We start from the raw sequence: 24,397 nt of genomic DNA, 5'->3' as shown, positions 1-24,397 counted from the left end.
TTGGCGGGGGCAGCGGGTGCCATTGTCGGGGCTCCACCAGGGGACAATTATGAAGACGCTCGACAACTGGCTGTCTGCCAACCAAGCTGAATTGACCGCGATCCGGCGCGATATCCACGCACATCCCGAACTCGGTCTCGAGGAGCATCGCACGGCCGACCTCGTCGCCAAGCAGATGCGCGCCTGGGGCATCGAGGTCACCGAGGGCGTCGGCGGAACCGGCGTCGTCGGCGTGATCAAGGGCCGCCTCCAGGGCCAGCATGCCATCGGCCTGCGCGCCGACATGGATGCGCTGGCGCTCGTCGAGGAGACCGGGCTGCCCTACGCCTCCCAGCATCCGGGCAAGATGCACGCCTGCGGGCATGACGGGCACACCACCATGCTGCTCGGCGCCGCCGGCTACCTGGCCGCAAATCCCGATTTCGCCGGTACCGTCAACATCATCTTCCAGCCCGCCGAGGAAGGCCGCGGCGGCGCGGTCGCGATGATCAAGGACGGCTTGTTCGAGCGCTTTCCGTCGGATGCTGTCTATGGCCTCCACAATTCGCCGGGGATGCCGGAATCGACCTTCGCGACCTGCGTCGGCCCGATGCTGGCGGCGGCAGACAGCTGGAAGGTCGTCTTCCGCGGCGTGGGCGGACATGGCGGCTCGCAGCCGCACCTCTCGACCGACATCACCTATGCGCAGGCGCATTTCGTGCTCGGCCTGCAGGGCATCGTCGGCCGCAATGTCGCGCCGGCCGACACCTGCGTGATCTCGGTGGGCTATATCCATTCCGGCGATGCGGAGGCCGCTAATGTCGTGCCCTGCGAGCTGCAGATAGGCGGCACCGCCCGGACCTATTCGGAAGAGGTGCGCGCGCTGGTCGAACGGCGCATCGCCGAGCTCGCCCAGGCTACGGCGCAGGCCTGGGGCTGCCAGGCCGAAGCCACCTATCGTCGCGGGCCCAGCGCCCTCCACAACAGGGCCGAGCAGGTCGCCGTCGCCGTGGCCGCGGCCGGGCAGGTGGCCGGCGCCGACAAGGTCAACTCCACGCTTCGGCCGAGCACCGGCGGCGAGGATTTCGCCGAGATGGCCCAGCTCCGGCCGGCCGCCTTCATGCGGATCGGCAATGGCGTAGCCGCCGACGGCTCGTTCAAGGGTCTGCACACCTCGCTCTACGATTTCAACGACGCGATCATCCCTGACGGCGTGCGCTACTGGGTCAACATCGTGACGCAGGAACTCGGGCTCGAACGCCTCGACGCCGCGGCCTGAGCCCGGCGGCATCCGCACCGACAGCATGAGGAACCCCGCGAGCCAGGCTCCCGGGGTTCCTTGATTCCGGGGCAGGTGGCAAGCGGTCGATCAGGCCTCATCGAGAATCGAGCCGACGATCCGCTCCAACTGGTCGAACTGATAGGGCTTCTTCAGCAGCGCGACCCGGCTGGTGCTGTCGAACCCTTCGACATGCTCGCGCCCGGTCGCGAAGATCACGGCGAGATCGGGCTTCAGCTCCCGGGCGCGCCGGGCGAGTTCGGCGCCGGAGATGTCGGGCAGGCCGATATCGGTCAGGAGGATATCGACCCTGCTGTTGCTGGCGATCTCCAGCGCCCTCATGCCGTTCTCGGCCTCGATGGTGGTGTGTCCGAGTTCCTGCAGCATGTCGGCGGTATCCATGCGGATGATCGCGTCGTCCTCGCAAACCAGCACGATCAGCCCGGCTTTCGCAGCCGGCGCGAGCGCTGCGCCTGTCGAGGCTTCCCCTGGCGACGCCTCATGGAGCTGCGCGTCCGGCGCCTTCGGCTCCTGCGAGCCCGCGGTCTCGCTGGGCAGCTTGCCATCCAGCGTCAGGACCTGGCGGATCTTCCGGGCCAGCTGCTCGCGCGTATAGGGCTTGGAGAGCAAATTGACGCCGGCATCCAGCCTGCCGCCATGAACGATGGCATTCTCGGTGTAGCCCGAGGTGAACAGCACGCTCAGCGCCGGCAGGCGTTCCTTCGCCTTGCGGGCGAGATCCGGGCTCTTCAGGGTTCCAGGCATGACCACGTCGGTGAAGAGCAGATCGATGGCGACGCCGCTCTCGATCACGGTCAGGGCACTCTGGGCGTCGGGCGCCTTTAGCACGCGGTAGCCGAGTTCGCAGAGCAGGCCGATCACGGTCTCGCGCACCGCCTCGTCGTCCTCGACGACGAGAACCGTCTCGCTGCCGCCGACGACCGGGCCGCTGTCGCTCTCCACCGGCGCATCCTCGGCCTGGCTGGAGCGCGGCAGGTAGAGCTTGATCGTCGTGCCCTGGCCGGGCTCGCTGTAGAGCTTCACATGGCCGCCCGACTGCTTGACGAAGCCGTAGACCATCGAAAGACCGAGGCCGGTGCCCTTGCCTTCCGGCTTGGTCGAAAAGAAGGGGTCGAAGACCTTCTCCATGATCTCGCGCGTCATGCCCGAGCCAGTGTCGGTGACGGAGACCTGGACATATTGCCCTGCGACCACCTCGGGATGGGTCGCGGCATAGGCGTCGTCGAGGAAGGCGTTGCCGGCCTCGATCGTCAGATGACCCTGGCCGTCCATGGCGTCGCGCGAATTGATCGCGAGGTTGAGGATCGCGTTCTCGACATTGGCGGGATCGACCAGCGTGTTCCAGAGGCCGCCGGCGACGACTGTCTCGACCTCTATGGCCTCGCCAAGCGTGCGCCGAAGCAGGTCGTCCATGCCCCGGATCAGCCTGCCGATATTGACGATCTTGGGCTGCAGGGGCTGGCGACGGCCAAAGGCGAGCAACTGCGCGGCGAGATGCGAGCCGCGCGCGACCCCCGCCATGGCATTCTCGACACGGCGCTCGGCCTTGGCGTTGCCGGCGATCTCGCGCCCGAGCAGCTGCAGGTTGCCGCCGATGACCTGCAGCAGGTTGTTGAAGTCGTGCGCGACGCCGCCGGTGAGGTTGCCGATGGCTTCCATCTTCTGGGCCTGAGTCAGCATGGCCTCGACGCGCGCGCGCTGCTCGATCTCGGCGGTGAGCCGCAGATTGGCCTGGGCCAGTTCGCTCGTCCGCTCGTAGACACGGGCCTCGAGCGCCGTGGCGTCCGCCCGGATCTGCTCGGAGGCGGAGGACAGCGCATCGCGCAGGGCGGCGAATTCGCGCAAGCCGGTCCGGGCCTCGATCGGCCCGTCGAGCTGGCCGATGCGGCCGCTGGCGCGCGTCAGTACCGCGAGCGGCCTTTCGATCAGGCGCCAGAGCCAGAGCGCGACCAGGGAGCTCAGCACCAGTGCGGCGGCGCCGAAGGCCGCCAGCGTGATCAGGGCTGAGCGCAGCGGTTGCTCGACGACCGACTGGCGGATATTGGCCGCGACGAGCCAGCCGGAGATATCGGAGCGCTTGTAGCCGACGAGAACGTCGTCGCCATCGGCGTTCTTGCCCGTGAATGTCCCGCTCGTGCCGACCGCCTTGTCGAGGAATGCCGGGATCCCGGGCTTGCCGGTGAAGGCTGCGTGGTCCTGCGAGCGCGTGACGTAGACGCCGTCGCGGTCGGCTACGCCGACCAGCCAGTTGCGCGACGCAGCCGCGAGCACGACGTCCCGGAGTTCCTCGGTCTCCACGCTGACATTCAGCAGGTAGCGTACGGTGCCGTCGAGGACGATAGGCACCACCATGGCCACCAGCGGGCGATTGGTGATCGAACCCAGAAACACGTTCGAGACGAACGTCGACTGCGTGGACAGCGCTTCCTGGTCGGTGCCGATGCGCGTCGGCGGAATTGCCGCGCCGAACGGTACGCGGGTGCTGAGGATCTGGGAGCCGTCGGGGGCGCGCAGCCCGATATCGGCTCCGACCAACTGCTTGACGCGCAGCGCCTGACGATAAAACGCTTCGAGATTGCCCATGCGCAGGTTCTCTGACGTCCCCAGCGTATGGAGGGTCGTCTGCCAGCCCTGCAGGTGGCTGTCGAGCACGGAGGCGGCGGCGCGCGCGACTTCGCGGGCCTCCTGCTCATAGCGTCCACGCTCCGACTGGGTGAAGCGCTGCAGCAGGAATGCGGCGAAGATCACGCCCGGCACGACGATCACGGCGACAAGCGCCAATGCGACCGCCCGAGACGGAATCCCCCGGCCGAACCGTTCGGTTCCAGCAGTCTTCGCCGACGCACTCCGCATCATTCCCCCCATGCCGCGCGACTGTGGTTTAGCACGAGCTGAAAAGACTGGAACCCGTCATCTCCACGTTCGGCGCAGCCACTCCTTTGCAGATCGTGACAGTGCTTCACAATGTCTTTTGACGGGGGGGAGCTAACGCCACATGCCGCGCATGCGGGCCGCGATATCTATGCGAGGACCGGCGCTCGCCATGCGTGGTGCAGCGCTGGTCTCGGCTGGCGGCCAGCTCGTCTTTTCGAAGAGCCCGAGCAGCTTGGGCGGGATGAAGCGCGTGCGCGAGGCGTAGACATGCCGGTCGCCCTGCGCGTTCTGACCATGGGTGAAGAAGCGCTGCGGCACGACGAGATGGAGGTCGTCGCGGGCGCGCGTCATGGCGACATACAGCAGCCGCCGTTCCTCCTCGGTCTCCTCGGTGGTGCCGGTGCCGAGATCGGAGGGAATGCAGCCATCGACCACATTGAGCAGGAAGACCGATTTCCACTCCTGGCCCTTGGCCGAATGGATCGTCGACAGGATCAGGTAGTCCTCGTCGAGCAGCGGTACGCCGGCCTGGTCGCTGGTGGCGTCGGGCGGATCGAGCGTCAGTTCGGTGAGGAAGCGCTCGCGCGAGGGGTAGCCCGCTGCAATCTGCTCGAGCTGGATCAGGTCGGCCTGACGCGTGGCTGCATCCTCATGGGCGCGCTCGAGATGCGGTTCGTACCACAGCCTCGCGCAGCCGAGTTCCGCCGGCCAGCCGGCGCGGCCCGAGGCCAGCTCCGCCACGGTGGCGACGAAACCCGCCCAGTCCTCGCCGGACCGCGGCGGCTGCGGGGCGCTCGCCAGTGCCGCCAGCGCGTCGGTCGCCTCGCCCATATGGTCGAGCACGCGCTGGGCCGAGGTCGGCCCGACGCCCGGCAGCAACTGCATCAGGCGGAAGCCGGCGACGCGATCGCGCGGGTTCTCGACGAAGCGCAGCAGCGCCAGCATGTCCTTGACATGGGAGGCGTCCAGGAATTTCAGGCCACCGAACTTCACGAACGGGATGTTGCGCCGGGTCAGCTCGATCTCGAGCGGTCCGCTGTGATGCGAGGCGCGGAACAGTACCGCCTGCTGCTTCAGGAGCGAACCGGCCTCGCGGTTCTCCAGCACGCGCTCGACGATGTAGCGCGCCTGGTCGGCCTCGTCGCGGACGCTGGCGAGGCGAGGGCGGTCCCCTGCTATCCGGTCGGTCCAGAGGTTCTTGGTGAAGCGCTCAGCCGCGAGGTCGATGACGCCGTTTGCCGCGGCCAGGATGCTCTGCGTCGAACGGTAATTGCGGTCGAGCGTGATGATCTCGGCATGCGGCTCGAAGGCCTTGGGGAAGTCCAGGATGTTGCGCACGGTCGCGGCACGAAACGAATAGATCGACTGCGCGTCGTCGCCGACGACGGTCAGTCCGCGCCCGCCGGGCTTCAGCGCCAGCAGGATCGAGGATTGCAGCCTGTTGGTGTCCTGGTACTCGTCGACCAGGACATGGTCGAAGCGGTCGCCGATCTCGCTGGCCAGATCTGGATCGCCGACGATCTGGGCCCAGTAGAGCAGCAGGTCGTCGTAATCGAGCACGTTCTGGCGCTGCTTGGCCTCGACATAGCCGCCGAAGAGTTCCTTCAGCTCATCGGCCCAGGCGCTGCACCATGGAAAGGATGCCGCCAGCACGGGCTCGATCGGCATTTCCGCGTTGACGCAGCGCGAATAGATCGAGAGGCAGGTGCCCTTGGTCGGGAAGCGGCTTTCGGTCTTCGAGAAGCCGAGCTCGTGCCGGACAAGGTTCATCAGGTCGGCCGAATCCTCGCGGTCATGGATGGTGAAGCTCGGGTCGAGGTCGATCTGGTCGGCAAAATCGCGCAGCAACCGGGCACCGATCCCGTGGAAGGTCCCGGCCCAGCTCAGCGCATCGGCCATGACCGAGGCCCCGTCGCCCAGCACCTTGCGGGTGATGCGCTCGACGCGGCGCCTCATCTCGGCCGCGGCCCGGCGCGAAAATGTCATCAGCAGGATGCGACGCGGATCAGCGCCGTTGACGATCAGGTTAGCGACGCGATGCGCCAGCGTGTTGGTCTTGCCCGAGCCGGCGCCGGCAATGACGAGCAGGGCGCGCGCCGGCATCGCGGCGCTGTCGCCGACGCCGTGCTCGACGGCGCGCCGCTGCTCGGGATTGAGGGCTTCGAGGTAGGCGGCTGCCGTCTGCACGATCACGAATCATCCACGCTGGAAGACGTCAGGCTCCCAGATTCGCGTTTTGTTCGCAATGCGGCGCAACGTCATCCACGCCGGGGGTCAATGGTGCCAGGCGCCCTCGCGATGGCTGGCGGCGAAAAGTTCGGCCTGCTGTCGAAACATCGTCCAGGCCGGCTGTACGCCCTGCGCTCCCGGCGTCTGGATCATGACGGTATAGCCGCCGTTCTTGTCGACCGGCTTGTCGGGATCGAGCCGCGCCGCCCGGCACATGGCTCGCGCAATCCGCTTGATGCGTTCCTCATCCATTGTCTTGTCTCCATCCGGGTTGAACCGGCGCCAGCGGAGACGCGCGAGCACGCTCTCAGTTCCGCGTGCGGGGAACCTGTCGCCGGGGATGCGGTTGTCCGGGGGCTCGGGGGCAAACCGGGTTTCAGGAGATTGGACATGCCGGCCAGATCCAAGGCGCAGCAGAAGGCGGCGGGAGCCGCATTGTCGGCCAAGCGCGGCGACACCCCGAAAAGCGAATTGCAGGGCGCTTCGAAATCGATGGAGAAGTCGATGAGCGAGAGCGAACTCGAAAAGATGGCGTCGACGAAGCGCAAGGGAAAGCCCGAGCATGTCGCCAAGCAGGGCTGAGCTGACCGCAAGGCATTTGCGATGCTCCGGCGTCGATCCCATTTCAGCGGGGACCGCAGACTGACCAAGGAGGCAAGCGTGGACACTGTGATCGAGCGTGCCGACCGCGGACGCTTCGAACTGGATTTCGAGGGCGGGACGGCGTTTGCGAGTTATCGCGCCGATGGCGACCGCGTGATCCTGACCCATACCGAGGTGCCGCATGCGTTTTCGGGGCGCGGGATCGGATCGCGCTTGGCGCAGGGCATCTTCGAGACCGTGCGCGGCAGCGGGCGCAAGATCGTGATCCGCTGCTCGTTCATCGCCGACTGGGTGCGCCGGCACCCGGACTATGCCGATCTCGTCGAGGCCTGAGAGGGACCTTCCGCCGGCGTCAATTCAACTTGTCGTAGAAGGGCTGGGCGTAGCGCAGATGGGACCAGGGCGCCGTCAGCGTGCAGACCAGTCCGCCGGGCTCGTAGCGGATGTCCACCTCGCCCTTGAAGTCGGCGGCAAGGCCGCGCTCGACCAGTCGCGAGCCGAATCCGCGGCGCGTTGGCGCCGAGACTATCGGGCCGCCGGCCTCGCGCCATGAAAAACGGAAGACGGCTTGCTCCCCGCCGCTGTCGGCCGCCCATTCGACCGCGATCTTGCCGGTGTCATTGGAGAGCGCGCCGTAGCGGATCGCGTTCGTCGCGAGCTCGTTGAGCGCCAGCGCAAGCGAAAGCGACTGCTTCGAGCCGAGCAGGATCTCCGGTCCCGACACCGAGAAGCGCTCGGGGTCGGTGATGTGTGCGTCGAGCACGCCTTTGACGATCTGCCTGATCGAGGCGTCGGCCTTGTTGGCGTCGGTCAGGATGTCATGGGCGGTGCCGAAGGCACGCAGGCGCTCCTGGAAAGACCTGAGGGCGCCGTCGGTGACACCCGCCCGCAGGGTCTGCGACGCGATAGCGCTGACGATGGCCAGCGTATTCTTGACGCGATGGGTCAGCTCGAGATTGATCAGGCTGAGGTTTCGCTCGGCCTCGACATGGTCCGTGACGTCCACGCCCTCGACGAAGATGCCGACGATCTTGCCGCCGGCGAGGACGATCGGCTGGTAGATGAAATCGACGAACACATCCTTCGAAGGGCTCTTGTTGGCCCCGAGCGTCACCGGTACCGCCTTGCCGATATAGGGTTCCCCGGTCTGGTAGACGCGGTCGAGCAGGGCGACGAAGCCCTGGCCCTCGACTTCGGGCAAGGCCTCGCGGATCGGCTTGCCGACCATGTCGCGCGCCTCGACCAGCCGCAGATAGGCGGAGTTGGCGAGGCGGAAGACGTGATCGGGCCCCTCTAGCACGGCCATGAAGCTCGGCGCCTGCTGGAACAACTGCTCAAGGAACCGCGTCTGGAACTGCGAGGCGGCCGTGGCGAGGTGTTGCTGGGTGACATCGTTGCAGACGACGAGGACGCCGCCGACGCCATCCTCGATGTCGATGGGGCCGTAGCTGTAGGTCCACCAGATGCTCTGCTTGCGCCCGTTCCGGGTCATCTCGAACTGGCGCTCCTCGTCCCAGGTCGAGCCCTTGCCGGCCATGACATAGTCGATCTGCGGGCCGATCTGCGGCCAGATTTCCTCCCAGCACTCGCGGCCGCGGGCGCCTAGCGCGCTGGGGTGGCGCTCGGGGCCCATCGTCTCGGCATAGGCGTCATTGTAGAACTGCACGAGGTCCGGCCCCCACCAGATGAACATCGGGTGCCGGGTGTTCAGGATCAGGCGGACCATCACCCTCAGGCTCTGGGGCCATGTCTCGGGGGTGCCGATCGAGGTGCTCGCCCAGTCGAAGGCGCGAGTCAGAAGCCCCATCTCGCCTCCTCCCGCGAGAAACTCGAACTCCGCCCGACCGCTCTGCATCGACGTCCTTCCGCGCGATCGATCCTGGTTCGTCGCGCCAGCGTTTCAACCAACCAGCCGCGCTTCCGTTCCATGGCCGGGCCGCGCCTGCAAGTGCCAGTGACAGGCGTCCTGAAAATTCCCGGCACCGCGCCGCGCCGGAACCGCGAACGGCCCTCGAAGTTGGACGCCAAACAGGAGTGCGACCATCTTAGACCAGCATCCGACACCGCCGTTTCCGAAGCAGAGACAACCCATGCCCGGCTTCTCGCCGAGAAGGGAACCTGCGCCAATGCCGTCGCGCCGGGGCCGATCTGGACGCCGCTGATCCCCTCGACCATGCCAGAGGATGCAGCGGCGAATTTCGGAAAACAGATGCCGATGGAGCGGCAGGGCCGGCCTGCGGAGCTGGCGACGGCCTATGTGATGTCGCCGACCCGCTGTCGAGCTACGTCTCGGGTGCGACGATCGCTGTCACAGGCGGCAAGCCGATCCTGTGAGGGCGCGCCTGGGCAGGCATGCGAGCCCGCGGCGAGAGCTATTCGCCCTTCCACTGCGGCGGGCGCTTGCCGAGGAAGGCTTCCATGCCCTCGCGGAAGTCGGCGCTCATATAGCACATCACCACGAGGTCATCGGCTTCCGGCAAGTCCCTCGACTTGGCCAGCCGCAGCAGGGCCTCCTTGGTCGCGCGCATGGTGAGCGGCGCGTGGCCGGAGATCGTCCGCGCGAGTTCGGCGACGCGGGCGAGCAAGGCTGCATGATCGGCCACGATCTCGTTGAAGAGGCCGACGCGCAGGCCTTCATCGGCCTCGACCAGTCGCGCGGTGAAGACGATGTCCTTGACGCGAGCGGGTCCGAGCAGGGTGGCGAGCCTGGCGTAGTTGCTCATCGAGAGGCAGTTGCCCAGCGTGCGGGCCACCGGAAAGCCAAAGCGCGCGGACTGCGTCGCGATGCGCATGTCGCAGGCGCAGGCGATGCTGGCGCCGCCGCCGGTGACGGCGCCCGAGATGGCGGCGATGGTCGGGATCGGGCAGCTCTCGATCGTGGTGATGACGCGGTCGATGCGGGTCTCGTAGGCGAGCGCATCCTCGGGCGTGGTGAAGCTGCGGAACTGGGCGATGTCGGTGCCGGCGGCAAAGGCCTTTTCGCCCGCGCCGGTGATGACGAGCACCTTGGGGTCGCCATGGCCGGGCAGGTCGCCACAGATCTGCGCCAGCCGCTCATACATGGCGAAGGTCAGCGCGTTGCGGGCCTGGGGACGGTTCAGCGTGATCTGGCCGATGCCGTCGCTGACCTCATAGAGAATTTCGTCACTCATGCGGAAGAGGCTCCCTCAGATCGCGCCGCCGGCCCGCAATGCCGCGATTGCGGCTGCGTCATAACCGAGCTCGGCCAGGATTTCGTCATTATGGTCGCCGGCATCCGGCGCCGGGGTTTCAACCGTCGCCGGTGTCCGCGAGAGCAGCACGGGCTCGCCGACGACGCGAATGTCGCCCAGGGCAGGGTGCGTGACGGGTGCGGCGATCCCGAGATGCCGGACCTGCGGGTCGTCGAACATCTCGTCGACGGCATAGATCGGCCCGGCAGGCACGGCGGCCGTCTCGAAGGCATCGAGCCAATGGGCGCTGTCGTGCTGCGTCAGGATCGCCTCGATCATGTCCCGTAGCTGCGGGCGCCTGGCATAGCGCTTGGCCATGTCGTCATAGTCTGGATGGGCGGCCCAGTCGGGCCGGTCGATGGCCTGGCAGAAGGAGCGCCAGTGTCCCTCGGCGCCGACGCCGATATTGATGTGGCCGTTGCGGGTCGCATAGACGCCCATCGGCGTCGAATAGGGGTGGTCGTTGCCGGCCTGGGGCGGCACCGTACCCTCGACCAGGAAGCGCGCCGCCTGGAAATCCATCATCGCGATCTGGGCCTGGAGCAGCGAGGTCTGGACCCACTGGCCCTTGCCGGAGGCCTCGCGCTCGGTGACAGCGACCAGCGCACCGATTGCGCCATAAAGGCCGGCGGCGGAATCGGCGACCGCGATGCCGGCGCGGACCGGGCCCTGGCCTGCAAGTCCGGTCACCGACATCATGCCGCCCATGCCCTGTGCGATCTGGTCGAAGCCTGCGCGGGTGCGATACGGGCCGCTCTGGCCGAAGCCCGAGATCGAGACCAGGATCAGGCGCGGGTTGTGCTTGTGCAGCGTCTCGAAATCCAGCCCGAGCCGGTCCTTCACGTCGGGGCGGAAGTTTTCGATCAGCAGGTCGGCGCTCTCGATCATCTTGAGCAGGACCGCCTTGCCCTCGGTGGTCTTCAGGTTGAGCGTCAGCGAGCGCTTGTTGCGATGCAGGTTCTGCATGTCATAGCCATGCCGGGGACCGCTCATGTTCTCGTTGGGGTCAAAGCCCGGCGGACTCTCGATCTTGATCACATCCGCGCCGAAATCGGCGAAGATGCGGGCGCAGGTCGGCCCCGCCCTGACGCGCGAGAGATCGAGGACACGCAAACGCGCGAGGGCGGAAGAGGGGGTCGGCCGAGGCATGGGGCGTCTTGCAAGGCTGCTTGAGGGCTGCAGACTATCGGAAGCGCGCGCAAGAAGGTCAATGCTCGGCGGCGTGCATGCGCAGCCGGCGCGGATGCAGCCGATGATTGACGTCGCCGGCTTGACCCGGGATGCGGCTTTGTCCAAGCCCTGAGCTGACGTGTCCCAGAGCCCGCGGCCGGCCATGGCCGCTCCGATCCCTCATCGAGAGCTTGTCGACGGATAATGGCCTTCCTGACAGAGACTGTGCCCGAGCGGGGCGCATTGCTGCCCGTGATCCCGGGGGTGTCGCGCATCGTGGCGAACAACCCCAGCCTGATGACCTATCACGGCACCAACACCTATCTGATCGAGACAGCTGATGGACTCGTGGTGCTCGATCCCGGCCCCGACGACGACGGGCATCTCGAGGACATCCTGAGAGCGGCCAAGGGCGCGGTCAACGCGATCCTGATCAGCCACACCCATTCCGACCATTTGGGCTCGACGACCGCGCTGAAGGCCCGTACCGGTGCGGTAACCTATGCCTTCCATGTCAGCGGCGATCCCTCGTTCACGCCCGACGTGCTCCTGCGGGACGGCGACAGCGTGTTCGACATGACCGCGCTCCATACGCCGGGCCATGCCAGCGACCATCTCTGCTTCGCGCGTCCCGACGGGGTGGTCTTCAGCGCCGACCATGTGATGTCCTGGTCGAGCAGCATCGTCTCGCCGCCGGGCGGCGATATGGCGGATTACTGCGCGAGCCTGAAGCGCATGTTGGCGCGCGACGACCAGCTCTATCTGCCCGGCCACGGTCCGCCGCTGCCGCAGCCGCGGCCCTATGTGCAGGAGCTGCTTGATCGCCGCATCGCGCGCGAGAACGAGATCGCGACCGTGCTCGAAGCCGGGCCGATCGGGACCTGGGAGCTTGTCGACCGGCTCTATTCCAAGACCGATCCCTGGCTTCGTCGCGCGGCGGAACGGAACGTCGCTGCCCATCTGCTCAAGCTCCAGGCCGAGGGCAGGGCGGTGCTCAAGGACGAACTCTGGATGGCCAAGGCAGGCTGACGGGGGGCAATCAGCCGTGGCTGGCCTCGCCTGAGCGCAGGATCTGACCGAGGAAGCGCCGTGTGCGCTCGCTTTCGGGCGCTGAGAAGAATTTTTCGGGCGGGGCTACCTCGACGATCTCGCCGGCATCCATGAAGATCACGCGGTCGGCGACCTTGCGAGCAAAGCCCATTTCATGGGTCACCACGAGCATGGTCATTCCGGTTTCGGCGAGCTCGACCATGACGTCCAGGACCTCGCTGACCATCTCGGGGTCGAGTGCCGAGGTCGGTTCGTCGAAGAGCATGATCTTGGGGTTCATGCAGAGCGAACGCGCGATCGCGACGCGCTGCTGCTGGCCGCCCGAAAGCTGGATCGGATATTTCAGCGCCTGCTCGGGGATATGGACGCGCTCGAGCACGGCACGGGCCGTCGCCTCCGCTTCCTCCCGGCTGATGCCGCGCACCTTCATCGGCGCAAGCGTGCAGTTTTCGAGCACGGTCAGGTGGCCGAAAAGGTTGAAGCTCTGGAATACCATGCCGATCTCGCGACGGATGGTCTCGATGCCGCGCATATGGGCGTGCACCGTCGTGCCCTCGATGATGATCTCACCGGCCTGATGCTCCTCGAGCTGGTTCAGGCAGCGGATCAGCGTCGACTTCCCCGAGCCCGAGGGCCCGCAGATCACGATGCGCTCGCCACGCTCCACCGTCAGGTCGATGTCGCGCAGGACCTGGAAGTCGCCATAGAATTTGTCGACCTTGCGCATCTCGATCATGACGTTGCCGGACGTGGCTGATCCGGCAGTCGCTTGCGTCACGGACATCGTCATTCGCTTGAACTCGCTTCGATCGGGACGTTCAACACGCCCGGCCTTGAGCCGGGCGTGTCCTGTCGTTGTATCCGAGCCTGGCTCAGAAGGTCGGCATCGGGGGAAGCTTGTTGAGCTCGATGCCGAACCAGCGCTTGTTGATCGCGCTCAGCTCGCCGTTCTTCTCGATGTCGGCGATGAACTTGTTGGCGAACTCGGCGAGGACGGTGTCAGCCTTGCGGAACGCCATGCCGTTGGCCTGCTCGCGCATCGTCAACTTCGGCTCGATGTTGAGCTGCGGATAGTCCTTGTTGAGCTGGGCGAGAATGGTGTTGCTCGCGCCCATCGCCTGGACCTGGCCCGAGATCAGGGCCTGGAGGGCGGTGGCGTCGTCGTCATAGCGCTTGATCGGCGTGCCCTTGGGGGCGGAACCGGTGATCGCGGTGTCCTGGGTCGAGGCGCGCGCGACGCTGATGCTGACGTCCTTGATGTCCTCGATCGTCTTGACGTTCAGGGCCTTGGGCGCAAGCACGTAGATGGTCAGGGAGCTGTAGGGGTTCGAGAACAGCACCTGCTTGGTGCGCTCGGCGGTGATGCCGAAGGTCGCGATCAGCACGTCGACCTTGTTGGTCAGCAGATAGGGGATGCGGTTGGGGCCGGTCACGGGGATGAGCTCGACCTGCACGCCCAGCGCCTTGGCCATCAGCTTGGCGACGTCGGCGTCATAGCCGGCGGGCTGCTGCTGGTTGTCGGTGCCGCCGAAGGGCGGGTAGTCGGTCAGAAGGCCGACCATGAGCTTGCCGCGGGTCTTGATTTCCTCCGGCGTGGCGGCGCTGGCGGGCGCTGTGCCGATGGCAGCGGCGGCGACGCCGGCCAGGAGCAGCGCGCCGACGCTGCGGCGCAGGATGGACTTGAATACCGACATTATGCGTTCTCCTCGGGGTGATTATCGTTGGGACTTGCGCCTCCGCACTCAGCGTGCGGCGACGAGGAGCTTTTGCTCCATTCGCTTGCTGTAGGCCGAGAGCGGCCGGCAGATGATGTAGTAGATCAGGCCGACCAGCGCGAAGATGGTGAAGGGCCGGAAGGTTGCGTTGTTGATGATCTGGGCGGCGCGCGTGAGCTCGACGAAGCCGATGATCGACGCCAGCGAGGTGCCCTTGATCAGCTGGACGACGAAGCCGATGGTCGGCGGGATCGCGATCCGGATCGCCTGCGGGACGATCACCAGCGCCATCTTGTGGGGGTAGCGCAGGCCGAGCGACGTCGCTGCCTCCCACTGGCCGCGCGGCACGTATTCGATGGCGCCGCGCCAGATCTCGCCGAGGAAGGCGCTGGCATGCAGCGACAGGCCGATCGCCGCGGCGGTCCAGGGGTCGACCGACCAGCCGAACAGGCCCGGCACGAAGAAGGCCAGGAACAGCTGCATCAGCAGCGGCGTGCCCTGGAAGACCTTGATGTAGCCATTGGCCAGGATCCGCAGCCATTTCAGCGCGCTGACGCGCGCCAGCGCCACCAGCGCGCCGCCGACGGCTCCGCCGATGAAGGCGACGAGCGAGAGCAGCAGCGTCCAGCGCACGGCTGCAAGGATGTAGAGGATCTCGTTGGGTCCAAGTGTACGCATGATCGCCGGACCTATCGGGTTGGCTTGCGCAGCAAGGTGCGCTCGATGGCGGCAAACGCGCTCCAGAAGAAGAGCGACAGCGCGAAATAGATGCAGGTCACGACGAAATAGACCTCAAAGCTGCGGAAGGTCCGCGACTGGATGTCACCGGCCATCGCGGTCAGCTCGCTGGCGGCGATCGCCGAGCAGACGCTCGAATTCAGCATCAGCAGGATGAACTGGCTGGTCAGCGACGGATAGACCGCCTGCACCGCCGGCTTGACGATGATGTAGCGGAAGATCTGGAGCGGACGCATGCCGAGCGACTTGCCGGCCTCGACCTGGCCTTTGTGGATGCTCTCGATGCCGGCGCGGATGATCTCGATGCCGTAGGCCCCGACATTGACGACCAGCGCCAGCAGCGCCGCCTCGTTGGAGGAGAGCTTCACGCCTGCCGCCGGCAGGCCGAAATAGATCATGAAGATCTGGATCAGGAACGGCGTGTTGCGGATCAGCTCGATATACTCGTCGATGATCCAGCGCAGCCATTTCGGGCCTGAGGTCTTGCCGAGCGCGCCTGCGACCGAGACCACCATACCGATCGCCATCGCCAGCGCCGAGAGCACGAGCGTGTTGAGCAGGCCATCCAGCAGCTCCGGCCACGCTGCGAACACGTCGGCAAAATCAAACTCGTAGCTCATGCAGCGGACCCGGCCCTGCTGCCGACCAAACGGCTGATCATGATCTGTTTCCTCCAAATGCTCTCGTTGGCCGCTTCATTATCGGCTCTTTGCCCTAGGGTCGATCAAAACTACAGGCGCGGGATCAGCAGGCCGCCATCGGCGTTGATAACTGTGCCCGTGGCATAGCCGAAATTTCCGCTGCGCAGGCCGATGACGCAGCGCGCGACGTCCTCACCCTCGCCCCAGCGTCCCGCGGGGATCAGTCCTGCGGCGATTCGGGCATCGTATTTTGCGGCGACCTTGGCTGTCATTTCCGTGCGGATGACGCCCGGGCGGACCTCGAACACCGGGATCCCTTCCGGCGCCAGCCTCACGGCGAGCGCCTTGGCCCACATCGAGAGGCCGAGTTTCGAGACGCAGTACTGAGCGCGGTCGATCGAGACCAGCTCGGTGCTGGCCGAGGTGACGAAGACGATCATCGGATCGATCGCGTCGTCTGCTGCCAGCATGGTCTTGGCGACCTCCTGGCTCAGGAAGACGGCGCCGCGTAGATTGACGTCCATGACCAGGTCATAGGCCTCGGGCGTGATATCGAGCATGTCGCCGCGTACCGGCGCGCCGATGCCGGCATTGGATACGAACAGGTCGAGCCGGCCGAACTCGCGCATCACAGTCGCGACGAGATCGGCATGGGTTTCGATCGCGGTGACGTCGTGGCGGATGAAGAGCGCCTTCGCGCCCGCCGCCTCGAAGGCCGTGCGTGCAGCCTCGACCGCCTCGTCCTCGACGATGTCGGTGAAGACGATGTCGTGGCCGGCTTGCGCCAGCGCCTGCCCGATGGCGCGGCCGATGCCACGCCGCGCGCCGGTTATGAGAGCAACGGGACGCGCCATCTCACTCACCCCGGTACACAGGCGGACGCTTGTCCTTGAAGGCTGCGACACCTTCCTTGACGTCCTGCGTGAAGGACACCAGCGAGGTCGCGAGTTGCTCGATAGTGGCAGAGCGGTCCTCGTCCTCGGCGGCGTTGATCAACTGCTTGACCACCATGTTGGCGACCGGGCCACGCGTCAGGATGCGGTCGGCGATGATCTTGGCTGCAGCAAGAGCGCCGCCCTTTTCGACGACCTCGTCGACGATGCCCAGCGACAGAGCGGTTTCAGCTGTGATGATCTCGCCGGTCAAGGCGAGCCGGCGCGCGACGCGGCCGCCCAGCCGCTTGACCAGGCGCTGCGTGCCCGACCAGCCGGGGATCATGCCGAGCCCGCTTTCGGGCATGCCGATCTTGGCCTGGACCTCGCAGACGCGGATGTCGGCCGTGACAGCCAGTTCGAGACCGCCACCGAGCGCGTGGCCGTTCAGCGCCGCGATCATCGGGGGCTTGATGCGCGCGAGCTTGTCGAAGGCGCGGTGGCCGTCGCGGACCCAGCCGTGGCCCATGTCGAGCGGCGAGAGCCCGCCCCATGCGACGATGTCGCCGCCGGCGCAGAAGGCTTTTCCTTCGCCGGTCAGGATCACGGCGCGGACCGAGCGGTCGGCGTCGATCTGGTCGGCATAGCGGCCGAGCAGCGCGACCATGGTCTCGTCGAGCGCGTTCAGCTTTTCGGGACGGGCGAGCGTGATGACCGCGACGCCCTCAGTCATCTCGAGGCGGACGGGATCGCTCATGCTGCCCTCGCGGGAACTTCGAGGCCGAGCAGGGCCTCGTGGAACAAGGCTGGGTCCATCAACGCCGGCGCCTGCGGCACTAGCAGCTGGAACTCGGCCTGATCGAGGATGTCGCGCTGCAGGTCGACGCCGGGCGCGATCTCGGTCACGACGATGCCCTCTGCCGTCAGCTTCATCACGCAGCGCTCGGTAATGTAGGTGATATCCTGGCCCTGGGCGATGGCGCGGGGGCCCGAGAAGGAGATGTGGTCGACGGACTCGACCAATTTCTTGACCTTGCCTTCCCTCTCGATGACCAGCTTGCCATTGGCGACGGCCAGCTTGGCGCCTGCCGAAAAATAGCCGGAAAACACGATCCTGCGGGCGCGCGAGGTGATGTCGACGAACCCACCCGCGCCGGCCGTGACATGGGGGCACACGCCGAGCTTGGAGACGTTGACGCAGCCCTTGCGGTCGATCTGCAGGAAGGACAGCAGCGAGAGGTCGAAGCCCGCGCCCTGGAAATAGGTGAACTGGTAGGGCGAGGGCACGATCGCCTCGGCATTGGAGGAGCAGCCGAACTGGAAGTCGAGAAGCGGCACGCCACCGACGGCGCCCTGCTCGATGACCCAGGTCACCGCGCCGTGCTGGCCTTCCTCGATCAGGATGCGGGGTACATTGGCCGAGATGCCGAAACCGATATTGACGGCGTCGCCATGGCGCAGTTCCCGCGCTACGCGACGGGCGATCACCTTTGCGACGTCGAAGGCCGGTGTCGCGAAGCTCGAGAGCGGACGCTTCACCTCGCCGGAGATGGCGGGGTCGTAGACGGTCTGCGTGGTCTGCATCTGGTCGGGCGCGACCACGATGGCATCGACCAGGATGCCGGGCACGAAGACGTCCTGCGTCTTGAGGCTGCCGGCGGCGACGAGGCGCTTCACCTGCGCGATGACGATGCCGCCATTGTTGCGCACGGCCAACGCCTGGTCCATCGGGCCGAGATAGCCGCCCTCATGCTCATAGGAGAGATTGCCGCGCTCGTCGGCGGTGGTGGCGCGGATGATCGCGACCTTGGGGACGATGCTGCGGAAATAAAGCCAGTCCTGTCCGTCGAAGGCGACGCGGCTGACGATGGGCTCGGCGGCGGCGCGGTCGTTCATCGCGCAGCCCTGGTGCTGGGGATCGGCGAAGGTCTCCATGCCGATCTTCGTCAGGACGCCGGGCCGCTTGGCGGCCGCCTCGCGATGCATGTCGAACAGGATGCCGCTCGGGATATTGTAGGCCGGGATCTCGTTACCCGTGACCATCTTCCAGATCGCGGGCGGCTCGGCGCTGGACGGACCCGACGGATAGGAGCCGGCGAGGATGCGGGCAAGCAGGCCGGGCTTGGCGAGATGGTCGATGCCCTTGACGCCCCACATGTCGCCGGCCGCGATCGGGTGCATCGTCGTCAGCGATTTCGGATGGCCCGATGCGTCGAAGCGGCGGCCGATCGCGGCCAGCACGGCATCGGGGCAGCCGAGGCCCGAGGAGGAGGAGACGGTGACAATCGCCTCGTCCGGGATCAGGGCGGCGGCTTCATCGGCAGTGAGGACGCGGGGGAATGGCATCGGGTTTTGTCTCTTGACGGTCGAGTGAAGGGGTCAGCCGGCGGCGGCCAGGGCGCGGAAATGGGCGCCGCAGGATTCGCGGATGACAAGATTGGCGGGGCCGACATAGGTGGCCGGTGGAGTGCGATCGGTGATCCCCGCCAGCAGAATGGCGGCGGCGCGCTCGCCCAGGCCCACCGCGTCGATCGCGACGGTGGTCAAGGCGGGCGAGACATGGCGAGCTTCGCTGGTGTCGTCGAAGCCGACGATGGCGATGTCGCGCCCGACGACGAGGCCGCGCTTGGCTGCAGCCAGCATGGCGCCGATGGCCACGACATCGTTGTAGCAGACGATGGCGGTCGGCCCGTCAGCCAGCGCCAGCGCCGCGCTCATCGCTGAAAATCCACCATCGCGCGTGGGCATGCTCTCCAAATTGAGCGCGGGATCGACCGCGATTCCGGCCTGGCTCATGGCGTCGCTGAAGCCGCGATGGCGCTCCTGCCGCACGACCATGGAGTGCATGCCGCCGAGATAGGCGATGCGCGTGTGGCCGAGATTGAGCAGATGGCGCGTGATCCGGCCGGAGCCGGCGACATTGTCGGGCACCACGACGCTGCTTTCGGCGCCGGGCAGGCGGCGGATGGCGACGAGGAGCGTGGTGTCGAGGCCGCTCGTCCAGACGACATCCTCGGGCTTGGTGTCGAGGGCGGGGCACAGGATGATGCCTCCCGCACCATGCTCGCGCATCATCCGCATCACCTGCGTCTGGCGCACCACGCTTTCGGCCGTGTTGGCCATGAAGGCGACGTAACCCGCCATCTGCAGCACGGTTTCGACGCCGATGGCGAACTCCGCGAAGAACGGGTTCGAGAGGTCGTTCAGGACGAGCCCGACGATCTTCGACTGCGCGTTGCGCAGGTTCGCGGCACCGCGATTATAGACATAGCCGAGCTCGGCCATCACCTTCAGGACGTGTTTACGGGTCTCCGGCTTGACGCTGCCGCGACCGGTCAGGACGAGCGATACCGTCGATTTCGAGACGCCGGCGGCATCCGCGATATCGATGATCGTCACACTGTCCCTGGTCGCGCGCTGCTGCGCCATGCATCCCATCCCTGTCGCCCGCGAAGCGGTGCGTTATTTTTTATGGAACGTTCCATACATCGGCTTTTCCTTATCGGCAATAGGCCTCTTTCATTCGTCTATCTGTTCGTTTATGAGGGTTACTAACGAAAATGTAACTGGAACGTTCCATTTCCAGGGAGGAAACGATGGTCCATATCGCTTTGCCCCAGGAGGACGGGGGCACGGAGCTGTTTCGGCTCGGCCCGGCCTCGCGCTTTCCGGCTGCCCACAGGCCGTCGGCTATCCGCACGGTCTATGCGGCCGCCCATGTGGTTGCCGATCCGCGCGGCCTGATCGAGCCCTGGCGCAAGCCCGCTATCGACTGGGACGCGACCCTGGCCTTCAGGCGCCATCTCTGGGGCCTGGGCTTCAAGGTTGCGGAAGCGATGGACACCTCGCAGCGTGGCATGGGGCTCGACTGGGCCAATGCCGCCGAGCTGATCTCGCGGGTCCTGGCCGAGGCGCGCACGACCGATGGCGCCGATCTCGCCTGCGGTGCCGGCACCGACCAGCTCGACCCCGCCGTGGCTCACACGCTCGATGACGTCGTCGCGGCCTATGAGGAGCAGATCGGCCATGTCGAGCGCCATGGCGGCCGGATCATCCTGATGGCGAGCCGGGCGCTCTGCGCGGCGGCCAAGAGCCCCGAGGATTACCTGGCGGTCTATGGCCGGCTGATCCGCCAGTGCAGCGGCAAGGTTATCCTGCACTGGCTCGGCGAGATGTTCGATCCCCAGCTTGCGGGCTATTGGGGCAGCCGCGACTTCTGCGGCGCGATGGCAACCGTCCTGACGCTGATCCGCGACAACGCCTCGAAGATCGACGGCATCAAGATCTCGCTGCTCGATGCGGGCAAGGAAATCGAGATGCGCCGGCTTCTGCCCGAAGGCGTCGTGATGTTCACGGGCGACGACTTCAACTACGCCGAACTGGTCGCCGGCGACGACAGGGGCTTTTCGCACGGTTTGCTGGGGATCTTCGACCCGATCGCGCCGGCCGCCGCCGCCGCCTTCGCCTGCCTCGAGGCTGGCGACCGCGCCGGTTATCACGCGATCCTCGACCCCACGGTCGCGCTCTCGCGAAAACTCTTCGAGGCGCCGACGCAGCATTACAAGTGCGGCGTCGTGTTGCTGGCCTGGCTCAACGGCCATCAGGAGCATTTCCGCATGGTCGGCGGGGCGGAATCGGCGCGCGGCATCCTGCACTACGCCGATCTTTTCCGGCTGGCCGACACGGCCGGGCTGTTCACGGACCCCGAGCGCTCGGCGCACCGCATGGCGCAGCTTTGTGCCCTGAACGGAATAGCCTGAGACTTCTTCAGAAAGCCCCGCCATGCATGCTCCGCTCCAGGACGCCGCGATCTACGAGCAGATCCGCGAGACCGCCCGCCGTTTCGCGCAGGACGTGATCGCGCCCGCAGCCGTCGAACTCGACCGCACGGAAGCGTTTCCTGCCGAGATCTACCGGCAGATGGCCGGGCTCGGCCTGTTCGGCATCACGGTGCCTGAGGCGCAGGGCGGGGCAGGGCTCGACACCTTCGCCTATGCGATCGTGATGGAGGAGCTTTCGCGCGGATATGCGTCGGTCGCCGACCAGTGCGGTCTGGTCGAGCTCATCGGCACGCTGCTGACGCGCTACGGCACGGCGGAGCAGCAGGCGCGCCATCTTCCCGGCGTACTCGCGGCGACGACGCGCGTCGCCTATTGCCTGACGGAGGCCGAGGCGGGCTCCGACCTCTCCAATGTCCGCACGACCGCGCGCGAGACTGCCGGCGGCTATGTCATCGACGGCGGAAAACTCTGGATCCACAATGCGCCTGTGGCTGATCTCGGCCTGGTCCTGGCCTCGACCGACCCCGCCGCCGGCCATCGCGGCATGAGCATCTTCCTGGTGGATCTCAACGGGCCGGGTGTCTCGCGCGGACCGAAGGAGCACAAGATGGGCCAGCGCGCGAGCCAGGTCGGCGCGCTGAACTTTGACGGCGTCACGGTCTCGCATGACGCGCTGCTGGGCCCCAAGGGGCGCGGTTTCCACATCATGATGAGCGTGCTCGAAAAAGGCCGCGTCGGCATCGGCGCGCTGGCTGTCGGCATCGCACAGGCGGGGCTCGAGGCGGCGCTCGCTTATGCCCGCGAGCGCCGCCAGTTCGGCAAGCCGATCCTCGAGAATCAGGGACTGCAATGGATGCTGGCCGACATGGCCAAGGACATCGCGGCGGCCCGGGCGCTGGTCGAGCGGGCGGCGCTGCTGATCGACCATGCGGTCCCCGCGACCTCCGCCTCCTCCATGGCGAAATGCTTTGCCAGCGACATGGCCGTGGCCCAGACCGCCAATGCGGTGCAGATCTTTGGCGGCTCCGGCTACATCCAGGGTTTCGAGGTCGAGCGGCTCTATCGCGACGCCAAGATCACCCAGATCTACGAGGGGACCAACCAGATCCAGCGCACCATCATCGCCAAGGAGCTGATCAAGAACGGCGCGTAACGCGCAGGCGTCATGGGGCCCGGCTCAAAACGGGGACCTGACGCGATTGCGTCGCGGTCCGGCTTCATTGATTCTGTCGGGATCGATACTCCCGACAGGTTGGCTTGCGCACATGGCTCTTCACCGTTTCACCCCGACCAGCTACTCGAACGTGCTGGGGACTGTCGCGCCTGCGCTGAAGGTCGCCAGCGGCGACCGCATCATCACGACCACGCTCGATGCGGCCGGGGTCGATGGCAACGGCGCCCAGCCGGCCTCGCGCCCCAACCCGATGACGGGTCCGTTTTATGTCGAGGGCGCGCAGCCCGGCGACGCGCTGATCGTCACGATCGAGCGCATGACGCCCAACCGCAAGACGGGCTGGAGCTATTCGCCGCTCTCACAGCAGGTCGTCGACCCCCGTGCGGTGGCCGATCTCCCCAAGAGTCAGCGCTATGAATGGGCGATCGATGCCGACGCCGGCACGGTGACGCTGATCGGCGGCTCCGCGCGGACCGCGAACTGGACCTTTCCGCTGAAGCCCATGCTCGGCTGCTTCGGCGTCGCGCCCGCCGGCGGGCAGGCGATCTCGACAGCTACCAGCGCCGCCAATGGCGGCAACATGGACTATCGCCGCTTCGGACCGGGCACGAGCATCGCGTTCCCGGTCGCGGTCGAAGGCGGGCTGTTCTTCCTCGGGGACGGCCATGCCGGCCAGGGCGACGGCGAAATCGTCGGCACCGGCATCGAGACCAGCTTCGAGGTCGAGTTCACGCTCACCTTGCGCAAGAACTCGCCCGGCAAATGGCCGCGCGCCGAGACCGAGACCGACCTGATCACGCTGGCCAGCGGCCGTCCGCTCGACCAGGCCCTGCAGTTCGCGACCACCGAGATGCTGCGCTGGATCGTCGAGGATCTCGGCGTCGACGACATGGAGGCCAGCCACCTGCTCGGCCAGATGGTGCGTTTCGACGTCGCCAACGTGTTCAACCCCGCCTATTGCGTGGCCTGCCGCCTGGACAAGACCGAGATCACCAAGGCGATGTCGCTGATGGGAGCGCGTTGAGCTTATGGATATCTCACGCTTCGGGCGGGTGCGCGTCGCGCATCTGCCGACGCCGATCGAGCCGCTCGACAATCTCAGTGCGGAACTCGGCGGTCCCCGCATCTGGATCAAGCGCGACGATTGCACGGGGCTCGCGACCGGCGGCAACAAGACCCGCAAGCTCGAATTCCTGGTCGCCGACGCGCTGGCGCAGGATGCCGACACCCTGATCACGATCGGCGCGACACAGTCGAACCATGTCCGCCAGACCGCCGCCATCGCCGGCAAGTTCGGGCTGCGCTGCCATATCCTCCTGGAGAACCGGGCCCAGAGCAACGACCCGGACTTCAACGAGAACGGCAATGTGCTGCTCAACCGGCTCTATGGCGCCGAGATCACCGTGCATGAGCGCGGCAGCGACATGAAGGCGCTGGCATCCGCGCTCGCCGACAGGTTGCGTGGCGAGGGCCGCACGCCCTACATCATCCCCGTCGGTGGCTCGAACCCCGTCGGCGTGCTCGGCTATATCGATGCAGCCATCGAGGCCGACGCGCAGTTCAAGGCGCTGGGCGTCACCATCGACCAGGCCATCCACGCGACCGGCAGCTGCGGCACGCAGGCCGGGCTGGTGCTGGGCTATGAAAGCCTGGGCGGCAGCGTGCCCGTGCTCGGTATCTGCGTCAGCCAGCCGAAGGACGTTCAGGAGGCGAACGTGCTGGCGCTGGTGCGCGAGAGCGAGGCCTATCTGGGTCTCGGCGAGGTCGCAGGGGCCGCGGCTGTTCATGCCAATTCGGACTATGTCGGCGAAGGCTACGGCATCCCGACACCAGGCATGGTCGAGGCGGTCAAGCTGCTGGCGCGCAGCGAGGCCATCCTGCTCGATCCCGTCTATTCCGGGAAAGCAATGGCGGGGCTGATCGACCTCGTCCGCAAGGGTGCGTTCGCGGACGCCCGGAACATCCTGTTCTGGCATACCGGGGGCAGTGCGGCCCTGTTCGGCTACGGTGCGGCCTTCGATCTCGGGCACTGATAGGGCGGGGCGCTTCCCCTGGTCCT

At 66.5% G+C, this 24,397-nt stretch carries 22 protein-coding genes and 1 pseudogene; 9 read left to right on the top strand and 14 right to left on the bottom strand.

Features of this window, described 5'->3' with window-relative positions:
* Window positions 1-49 precede the first annotated feature (49 nt).
* Window positions 50-1,258, top strand: a complete 1,209-nt coding sequence (locus AC1D2L_RS17995) for an amidohydrolase (protein ID WP_476847259.1) — start codon at window positions 50-52, stop codon at window positions 1,256-1,258.
* 90 nt (window positions 1,259-1,348) lie between these two features.
* On the opposite strand, the gene AC1D2L_RS17990 is transcribed toward AC1D2L_RS17995, so the two are convergent.
* The 3 genes from AC1D2L_RS17990 to AC1D2L_RS17980 all read right to left on the bottom strand — a co-directional run bounded on the left by AC1D2L_RS17990 (window position 1,349) and on the right by AC1D2L_RS17980 (window position 6,634).
* Window positions 1,349-4,060: a response regulator gene (locus AC1D2L_RS17990; protein WP_476847258.1), complete on the bottom strand. Its 2,712-nt coding sequence runs from the start codon at window positions 4,058-4,060 to the stop codon at window positions 1,349-1,351.
* A gap of 204 nt (window positions 4,061-4,264) precedes the next feature.
* Window positions 4,265-6,340 carry an ATP-dependent helicase gene (locus tag AC1D2L_RS17985; RefSeq protein WP_476847334.1) on the bottom strand — a complete coding sequence of 692 codons (2,076 nt, stop codon included), beginning with the start codon at window positions 6,338-6,340 and terminating at the stop codon, window positions 4,265-4,267.
* Window positions 6,341-6,427: 87 nt separating this feature from the next.
* Window positions 6,428-6,634 (bottom strand): hypothetical protein, encoded by a 207-nt coding sequence (locus AC1D2L_RS17980; protein ID WP_476847257.1) that lies wholly within the window; start codon window positions 6,632-6,634, stop codon window positions 6,428-6,430.
* Window positions 6,635-6,772: 138 nt separating this feature from the next.
* Here AC1D2L_RS17980 and AC1D2L_RS17975 point away from each other — a divergent pair, with 138 nt between their 5' ends.
* Both AC1D2L_RS17975 and AC1D2L_RS17970 read left to right on the top strand, forming a co-directional pair.
* Window positions 6,773-6,964, top strand: a complete 192-nt coding sequence (locus AC1D2L_RS17975) for a DUF3008 family protein (RefSeq protein WP_476847256.1) — start codon at window positions 6,773-6,775, stop codon at window positions 6,962-6,964.
* A 78-nt stretch (window positions 6,965-7,042) separates the two neighbouring features.
* Entirely contained in the window at window positions 7,043-7,318 is a 276-nt protein-coding gene (locus tag AC1D2L_RS17970) for a GNAT family N-acetyltransferase (protein ID WP_476847255.1), read from the top strand.
* A 19-nt stretch (window positions 7,319-7,337) separates the two neighbouring features.
* On the opposite strand, the gene AC1D2L_RS17965 is transcribed toward AC1D2L_RS17970, so the two are convergent.
* On the bottom strand, window positions 7,338-8,792 hold the full coding sequence (locus tag AC1D2L_RS17965; protein ID WP_476847254.1) for a sensor histidine kinase: 1,455 nt from the start codon (window positions 8,790-8,792) through the stop codon (window positions 7,338-7,340).
* A gap of 285 nt (window positions 8,793-9,077) precedes the next feature.
* Here AC1D2L_RS17965 and AC1D2L_RS17960 point away from each other — a divergent pair.
* A pseudogene (locus AC1D2L_RS17960) lies at window positions 9,078-9,319 on the top strand (SDR family oxidoreductase); the annotation flags it as partial.
* Window positions 9,320-9,357: 38 nt separating this feature from the next.
* On the opposite strand, the gene AC1D2L_RS17955 reads toward AC1D2L_RS17960, so the two are convergent.
* Together AC1D2L_RS17955 and AC1D2L_RS17950 are read right to left on the bottom strand one after the other, a co-directional pair.
* Window positions 9,358-10,137 (bottom strand): enoyl-CoA hydratase/isomerase family protein, encoded by a 780-nt coding sequence (locus AC1D2L_RS17955; protein WP_476847253.1) that lies wholly within the window; start codon window positions 10,135-10,137, stop codon window positions 9,358-9,360.
* A gap of 15 nt (window positions 10,138-10,152) precedes the next feature.
* On the bottom strand, window positions 10,153-11,346 hold the full coding sequence (locus AC1D2L_RS17950; RefSeq protein WP_476847252.1) for a CaiB/BaiF CoA transferase family protein: 1,194 nt from the start codon (window positions 11,344-11,346) through the stop codon (window positions 10,153-10,155).
* A 225-nt stretch (window positions 11,347-11,571) separates the two neighbouring features.
* On the opposite strand from AC1D2L_RS17950, the gene AC1D2L_RS17945 reads away from it, so the two are divergent.
* Window positions 11,572-12,396 (top strand): MBL fold metallo-hydrolase, encoded by an 825-nt coding sequence (locus tag AC1D2L_RS17945; protein WP_476847251.1) that lies wholly within the window; start codon window positions 11,572-11,574, stop codon window positions 12,394-12,396.
* A gap of 10 nt (window positions 12,397-12,406) precedes the next feature.
* On the opposite strand, the gene AC1D2L_RS17940 is transcribed toward AC1D2L_RS17945, so the two are convergent.
* The 8 genes from AC1D2L_RS17940 to AC1D2L_RS17905 all read right to left on the bottom strand — a co-directional run bounded on the left by AC1D2L_RS17940 (window position 12,407) and on the right by AC1D2L_RS17905 (window position 19,812).
* Window positions 12,407-13,201, bottom strand: a complete 795-nt coding sequence (locus AC1D2L_RS17940) for an amino acid ABC transporter ATP-binding protein (RefSeq protein ID WP_476847250.1) — start codon at window positions 13,199-13,201, stop codon at window positions 12,407-12,409.
* 88 nt (window positions 13,202-13,289) lie between these two features.
* Window positions 13,290-14,111 (bottom strand): transporter substrate-binding domain-containing protein, encoded by an 822-nt coding sequence (locus AC1D2L_RS17935; RefSeq protein WP_476847249.1) that lies wholly within the window; start codon window positions 14,109-14,111, stop codon window positions 13,290-13,292.
* A 48-nt stretch (window positions 14,112-14,159) separates the two neighbouring features.
* Window positions 14,160-14,810 (bottom strand): amino acid ABC transporter permease, encoded by a 651-nt coding sequence (locus AC1D2L_RS17930; protein ID WP_476847248.1) that lies wholly within the window; start codon window positions 14,808-14,810, stop codon window positions 14,160-14,162.
* 11 nt (window positions 14,811-14,821) lie between these two features.
* Entirely contained in the window at window positions 14,822-15,490 is a 669-nt protein-coding gene (locus tag AC1D2L_RS17925) for an amino acid ABC transporter permease (RefSeq protein WP_476847247.1), read from the bottom strand.
* Between the two features lie 110 nt (window positions 15,491-15,600).
* Window positions 15,601-16,365: a 3-ketoacyl-ACP reductase gene (locus tag AC1D2L_RS17920; protein WP_476847246.1), complete on the bottom strand. Its 765-nt coding sequence runs from the start codon at window positions 16,363-16,365 to the stop codon at window positions 15,601-15,603.
* Between the two features lies 1 nt (window position 16,366).
* Complete coding sequence (locus AC1D2L_RS17915; RefSeq protein ID WP_476847245.1) at window positions 16,367-17,140, bottom strand: enoyl-CoA hydratase/isomerase family protein; 774 nt, start codon at window positions 17,138-17,140, stop codon at window positions 16,367-16,369.
* Window positions 17,137-18,729, bottom strand: a complete 1,593-nt coding sequence (locus tag AC1D2L_RS17910; protein ID WP_476847244.1) for an acyl CoA:acetate/3-ketoacid CoA transferase — start codon at window positions 18,727-18,729, stop codon at window positions 17,137-17,139. Before AC1D2L_RS17910 ends, AC1D2L_RS17915 begins: the two co-directional genes overlap by 4 nt.
* A 33-nt stretch (window positions 18,730-18,762) precedes the next feature.
* On the bottom strand, window positions 18,763-19,812 hold the full coding sequence (locus tag AC1D2L_RS17905; RefSeq protein ID WP_476847243.1) for a LacI family DNA-binding transcriptional regulator: 1,050 nt from the start codon (window positions 19,810-19,812) through the stop codon (window positions 18,763-18,765).
* Window positions 19,813-19,979: 167 nt separating this feature from the next.
* Between AC1D2L_RS17905 and AC1D2L_RS17900 the strand changes: the two genes are divergently transcribed.
* From AC1D2L_RS17900 to cuyA, 4 genes are all read left to right on the top strand, one after another.
* A complete protein-coding gene (locus AC1D2L_RS17900) occupies window positions 19,980-21,143 on the top strand; it encodes a dihydrodipicolinate synthase family protein (protein ID WP_476847242.1) in 1,164 nt (387 codons plus the stop codon).
* A 22-nt stretch (window positions 21,144-21,165) separates the two neighbouring features.
* Window positions 21,166-22,317: an acyl-CoA dehydrogenase family protein gene (locus AC1D2L_RS17895; RefSeq protein WP_476847241.1), complete on the top strand. Its 1,152-nt coding sequence runs from the start codon at window positions 21,166-21,168 to the stop codon at window positions 22,315-22,317.
* A 112-nt stretch (window positions 22,318-22,429) separates the two neighbouring features.
* Window positions 22,430-23,362, top strand: coding sequence for an acetamidase/formamidase family protein (locus AC1D2L_RS17890; RefSeq protein WP_476847240.1), 933 nt, complete (start codon window positions 22,430-22,432; stop codon window positions 23,360-23,362).
* Between the two features lie 4 nt (window positions 23,363-23,366).
* Window positions 23,367-24,371 carry a D-cysteate sulfo-lyase gene (gene cuyA / locus AC1D2L_RS17885; protein ID WP_476847239.1) on the top strand — a complete coding sequence of 335 codons (1,005 nt, stop codon included), beginning with the start codon at window positions 23,367-23,369 and terminating at the stop codon, window positions 24,369-24,371.
* Window positions 24,372-24,397: the final 26 nt, after the last annotated feature.

Source organism: Allobosea sp. P1_B10 (assembly GCF_056406735.1).
The sequence above is the reverse complement of the archived record's forward strand: the minus strand, read 5'-3'. Positions and strand labels throughout refer to the sequence as shown.

Bases quoted from the DNA above. Each gene is read 5' to 3' on its own strand.
- AC1D2L_RS17995 (WP_476847259.1), top strand. From the start codon at position 50: ATGAAGACGCTCGACAACTGGCTGTCTGCCAACCAAGCTGAATTGACC.
- AC1D2L_RS17980 (WP_476847257.1), bottom strand. From the start codon at position 6,634: ATGGATGAGGAACGCATCAAGCGGATTGCGCGAGCCATGTGCCGGGCG.
- AC1D2L_RS17975 (WP_476847256.1), top strand. From the start codon at position 6,773: ATGCCGGCCAGATCCAAGGCGCAGCAGAAGGCGGCGGGAGCCGCATTG.
- AC1D2L_RS17965 (WP_476847254.1), bottom strand. From the start codon at position 8,792: ATGGGGCTTCTGACTCGCGCCTTCGACTGGGCGAGCACCTCGATCGGC.
- AC1D2L_RS17955 (WP_476847253.1), bottom strand. From the start codon at position 10,137: ATGAGTGACGAAATTCTCTATGAGGTCAGCGACGGCATCGGCCAGATC.
- AC1D2L_RS17950 (WP_476847252.1), bottom strand. From the start codon at position 11,346: ATGCCTCGGCCGACCCCCTCTTCCGCCCTCGCGCGTTTGCGTGTCCTC.
- AC1D2L_RS17945 (WP_476847251.1), top strand. From the start codon at position 11,572: ATGGCCTTCCTGACAGAGACTGTGCCCGAGCGGGGCGCATTGCTGCCC.
- AC1D2L_RS17940 (WP_476847250.1), bottom strand. From the start codon at position 13,201: ATGTCCGTGACGCAAGCGACTGCCGGATCAGCCACGTCCGGCAACGTC.
- AC1D2L_RS17935 (WP_476847249.1), bottom strand. From the start codon at position 14,111: ATGTCGGTATTCAAGTCCATCCTGCGCCGCAGCGTCGGCGCGCTGCTC.
- AC1D2L_RS17930 (WP_476847248.1), bottom strand. From the start codon at position 14,810: ATGCGTACACTTGGACCCAACGAGATCCTCTACATCCTTGCAGCCGTG.
- AC1D2L_RS17925 (WP_476847247.1), bottom strand. From the start codon at position 15,490: ATGAGCTACGAGTTTGATTTTGCCGACGTGTTCGCAGCGTGGCCGGAG.
- AC1D2L_RS17920 (WP_476847246.1), bottom strand. From the start codon at position 16,365: ATGGCGCGTCCCGTTGCTCTCATAACCGGCGCGCGGCGTGGCATCGGC.
- AC1D2L_RS17915 (WP_476847245.1), bottom strand. From the start codon at position 17,140: ATGAGCGATCCCGTCCGCCTCGAGATGACTGAGGGCGTCGCGGTCATC.
- AC1D2L_RS17910 (WP_476847244.1), bottom strand. From the start codon at position 18,729: ATGCCATTCCCCCGCGTCCTCACTGCCGATGAAGCCGCCGCCCTGATC.
- AC1D2L_RS17905 (WP_476847243.1), bottom strand. From the start codon at position 19,812: ATGGCGCAGCAGCGCGCGACCAGGGACAGTGTGACGATCATCGATATC.
- AC1D2L_RS17900 (WP_476847242.1), top strand. From the start codon at position 19,980: ATGGTCCATATCGCTTTGCCCCAGGAGGACGGGGGCACGGAGCTGTTT.
- AC1D2L_RS17895 (WP_476847241.1), top strand. From the start codon at position 21,166: ATGCATGCTCCGCTCCAGGACGCCGCGATCTACGAGCAGATCCGCGAG.
- AC1D2L_RS17890 (WP_476847240.1), top strand. From the start codon at position 22,430: ATGGCTCTTCACCGTTTCACCCCGACCAGCTACTCGAACGTGCTGGGG.
- cuyA (WP_476847239.1), top strand. From the start codon at position 23,367: ATGGATATCTCACGCTTCGGGCGGGTGCGCGTCGCGCATCTGCCGACG.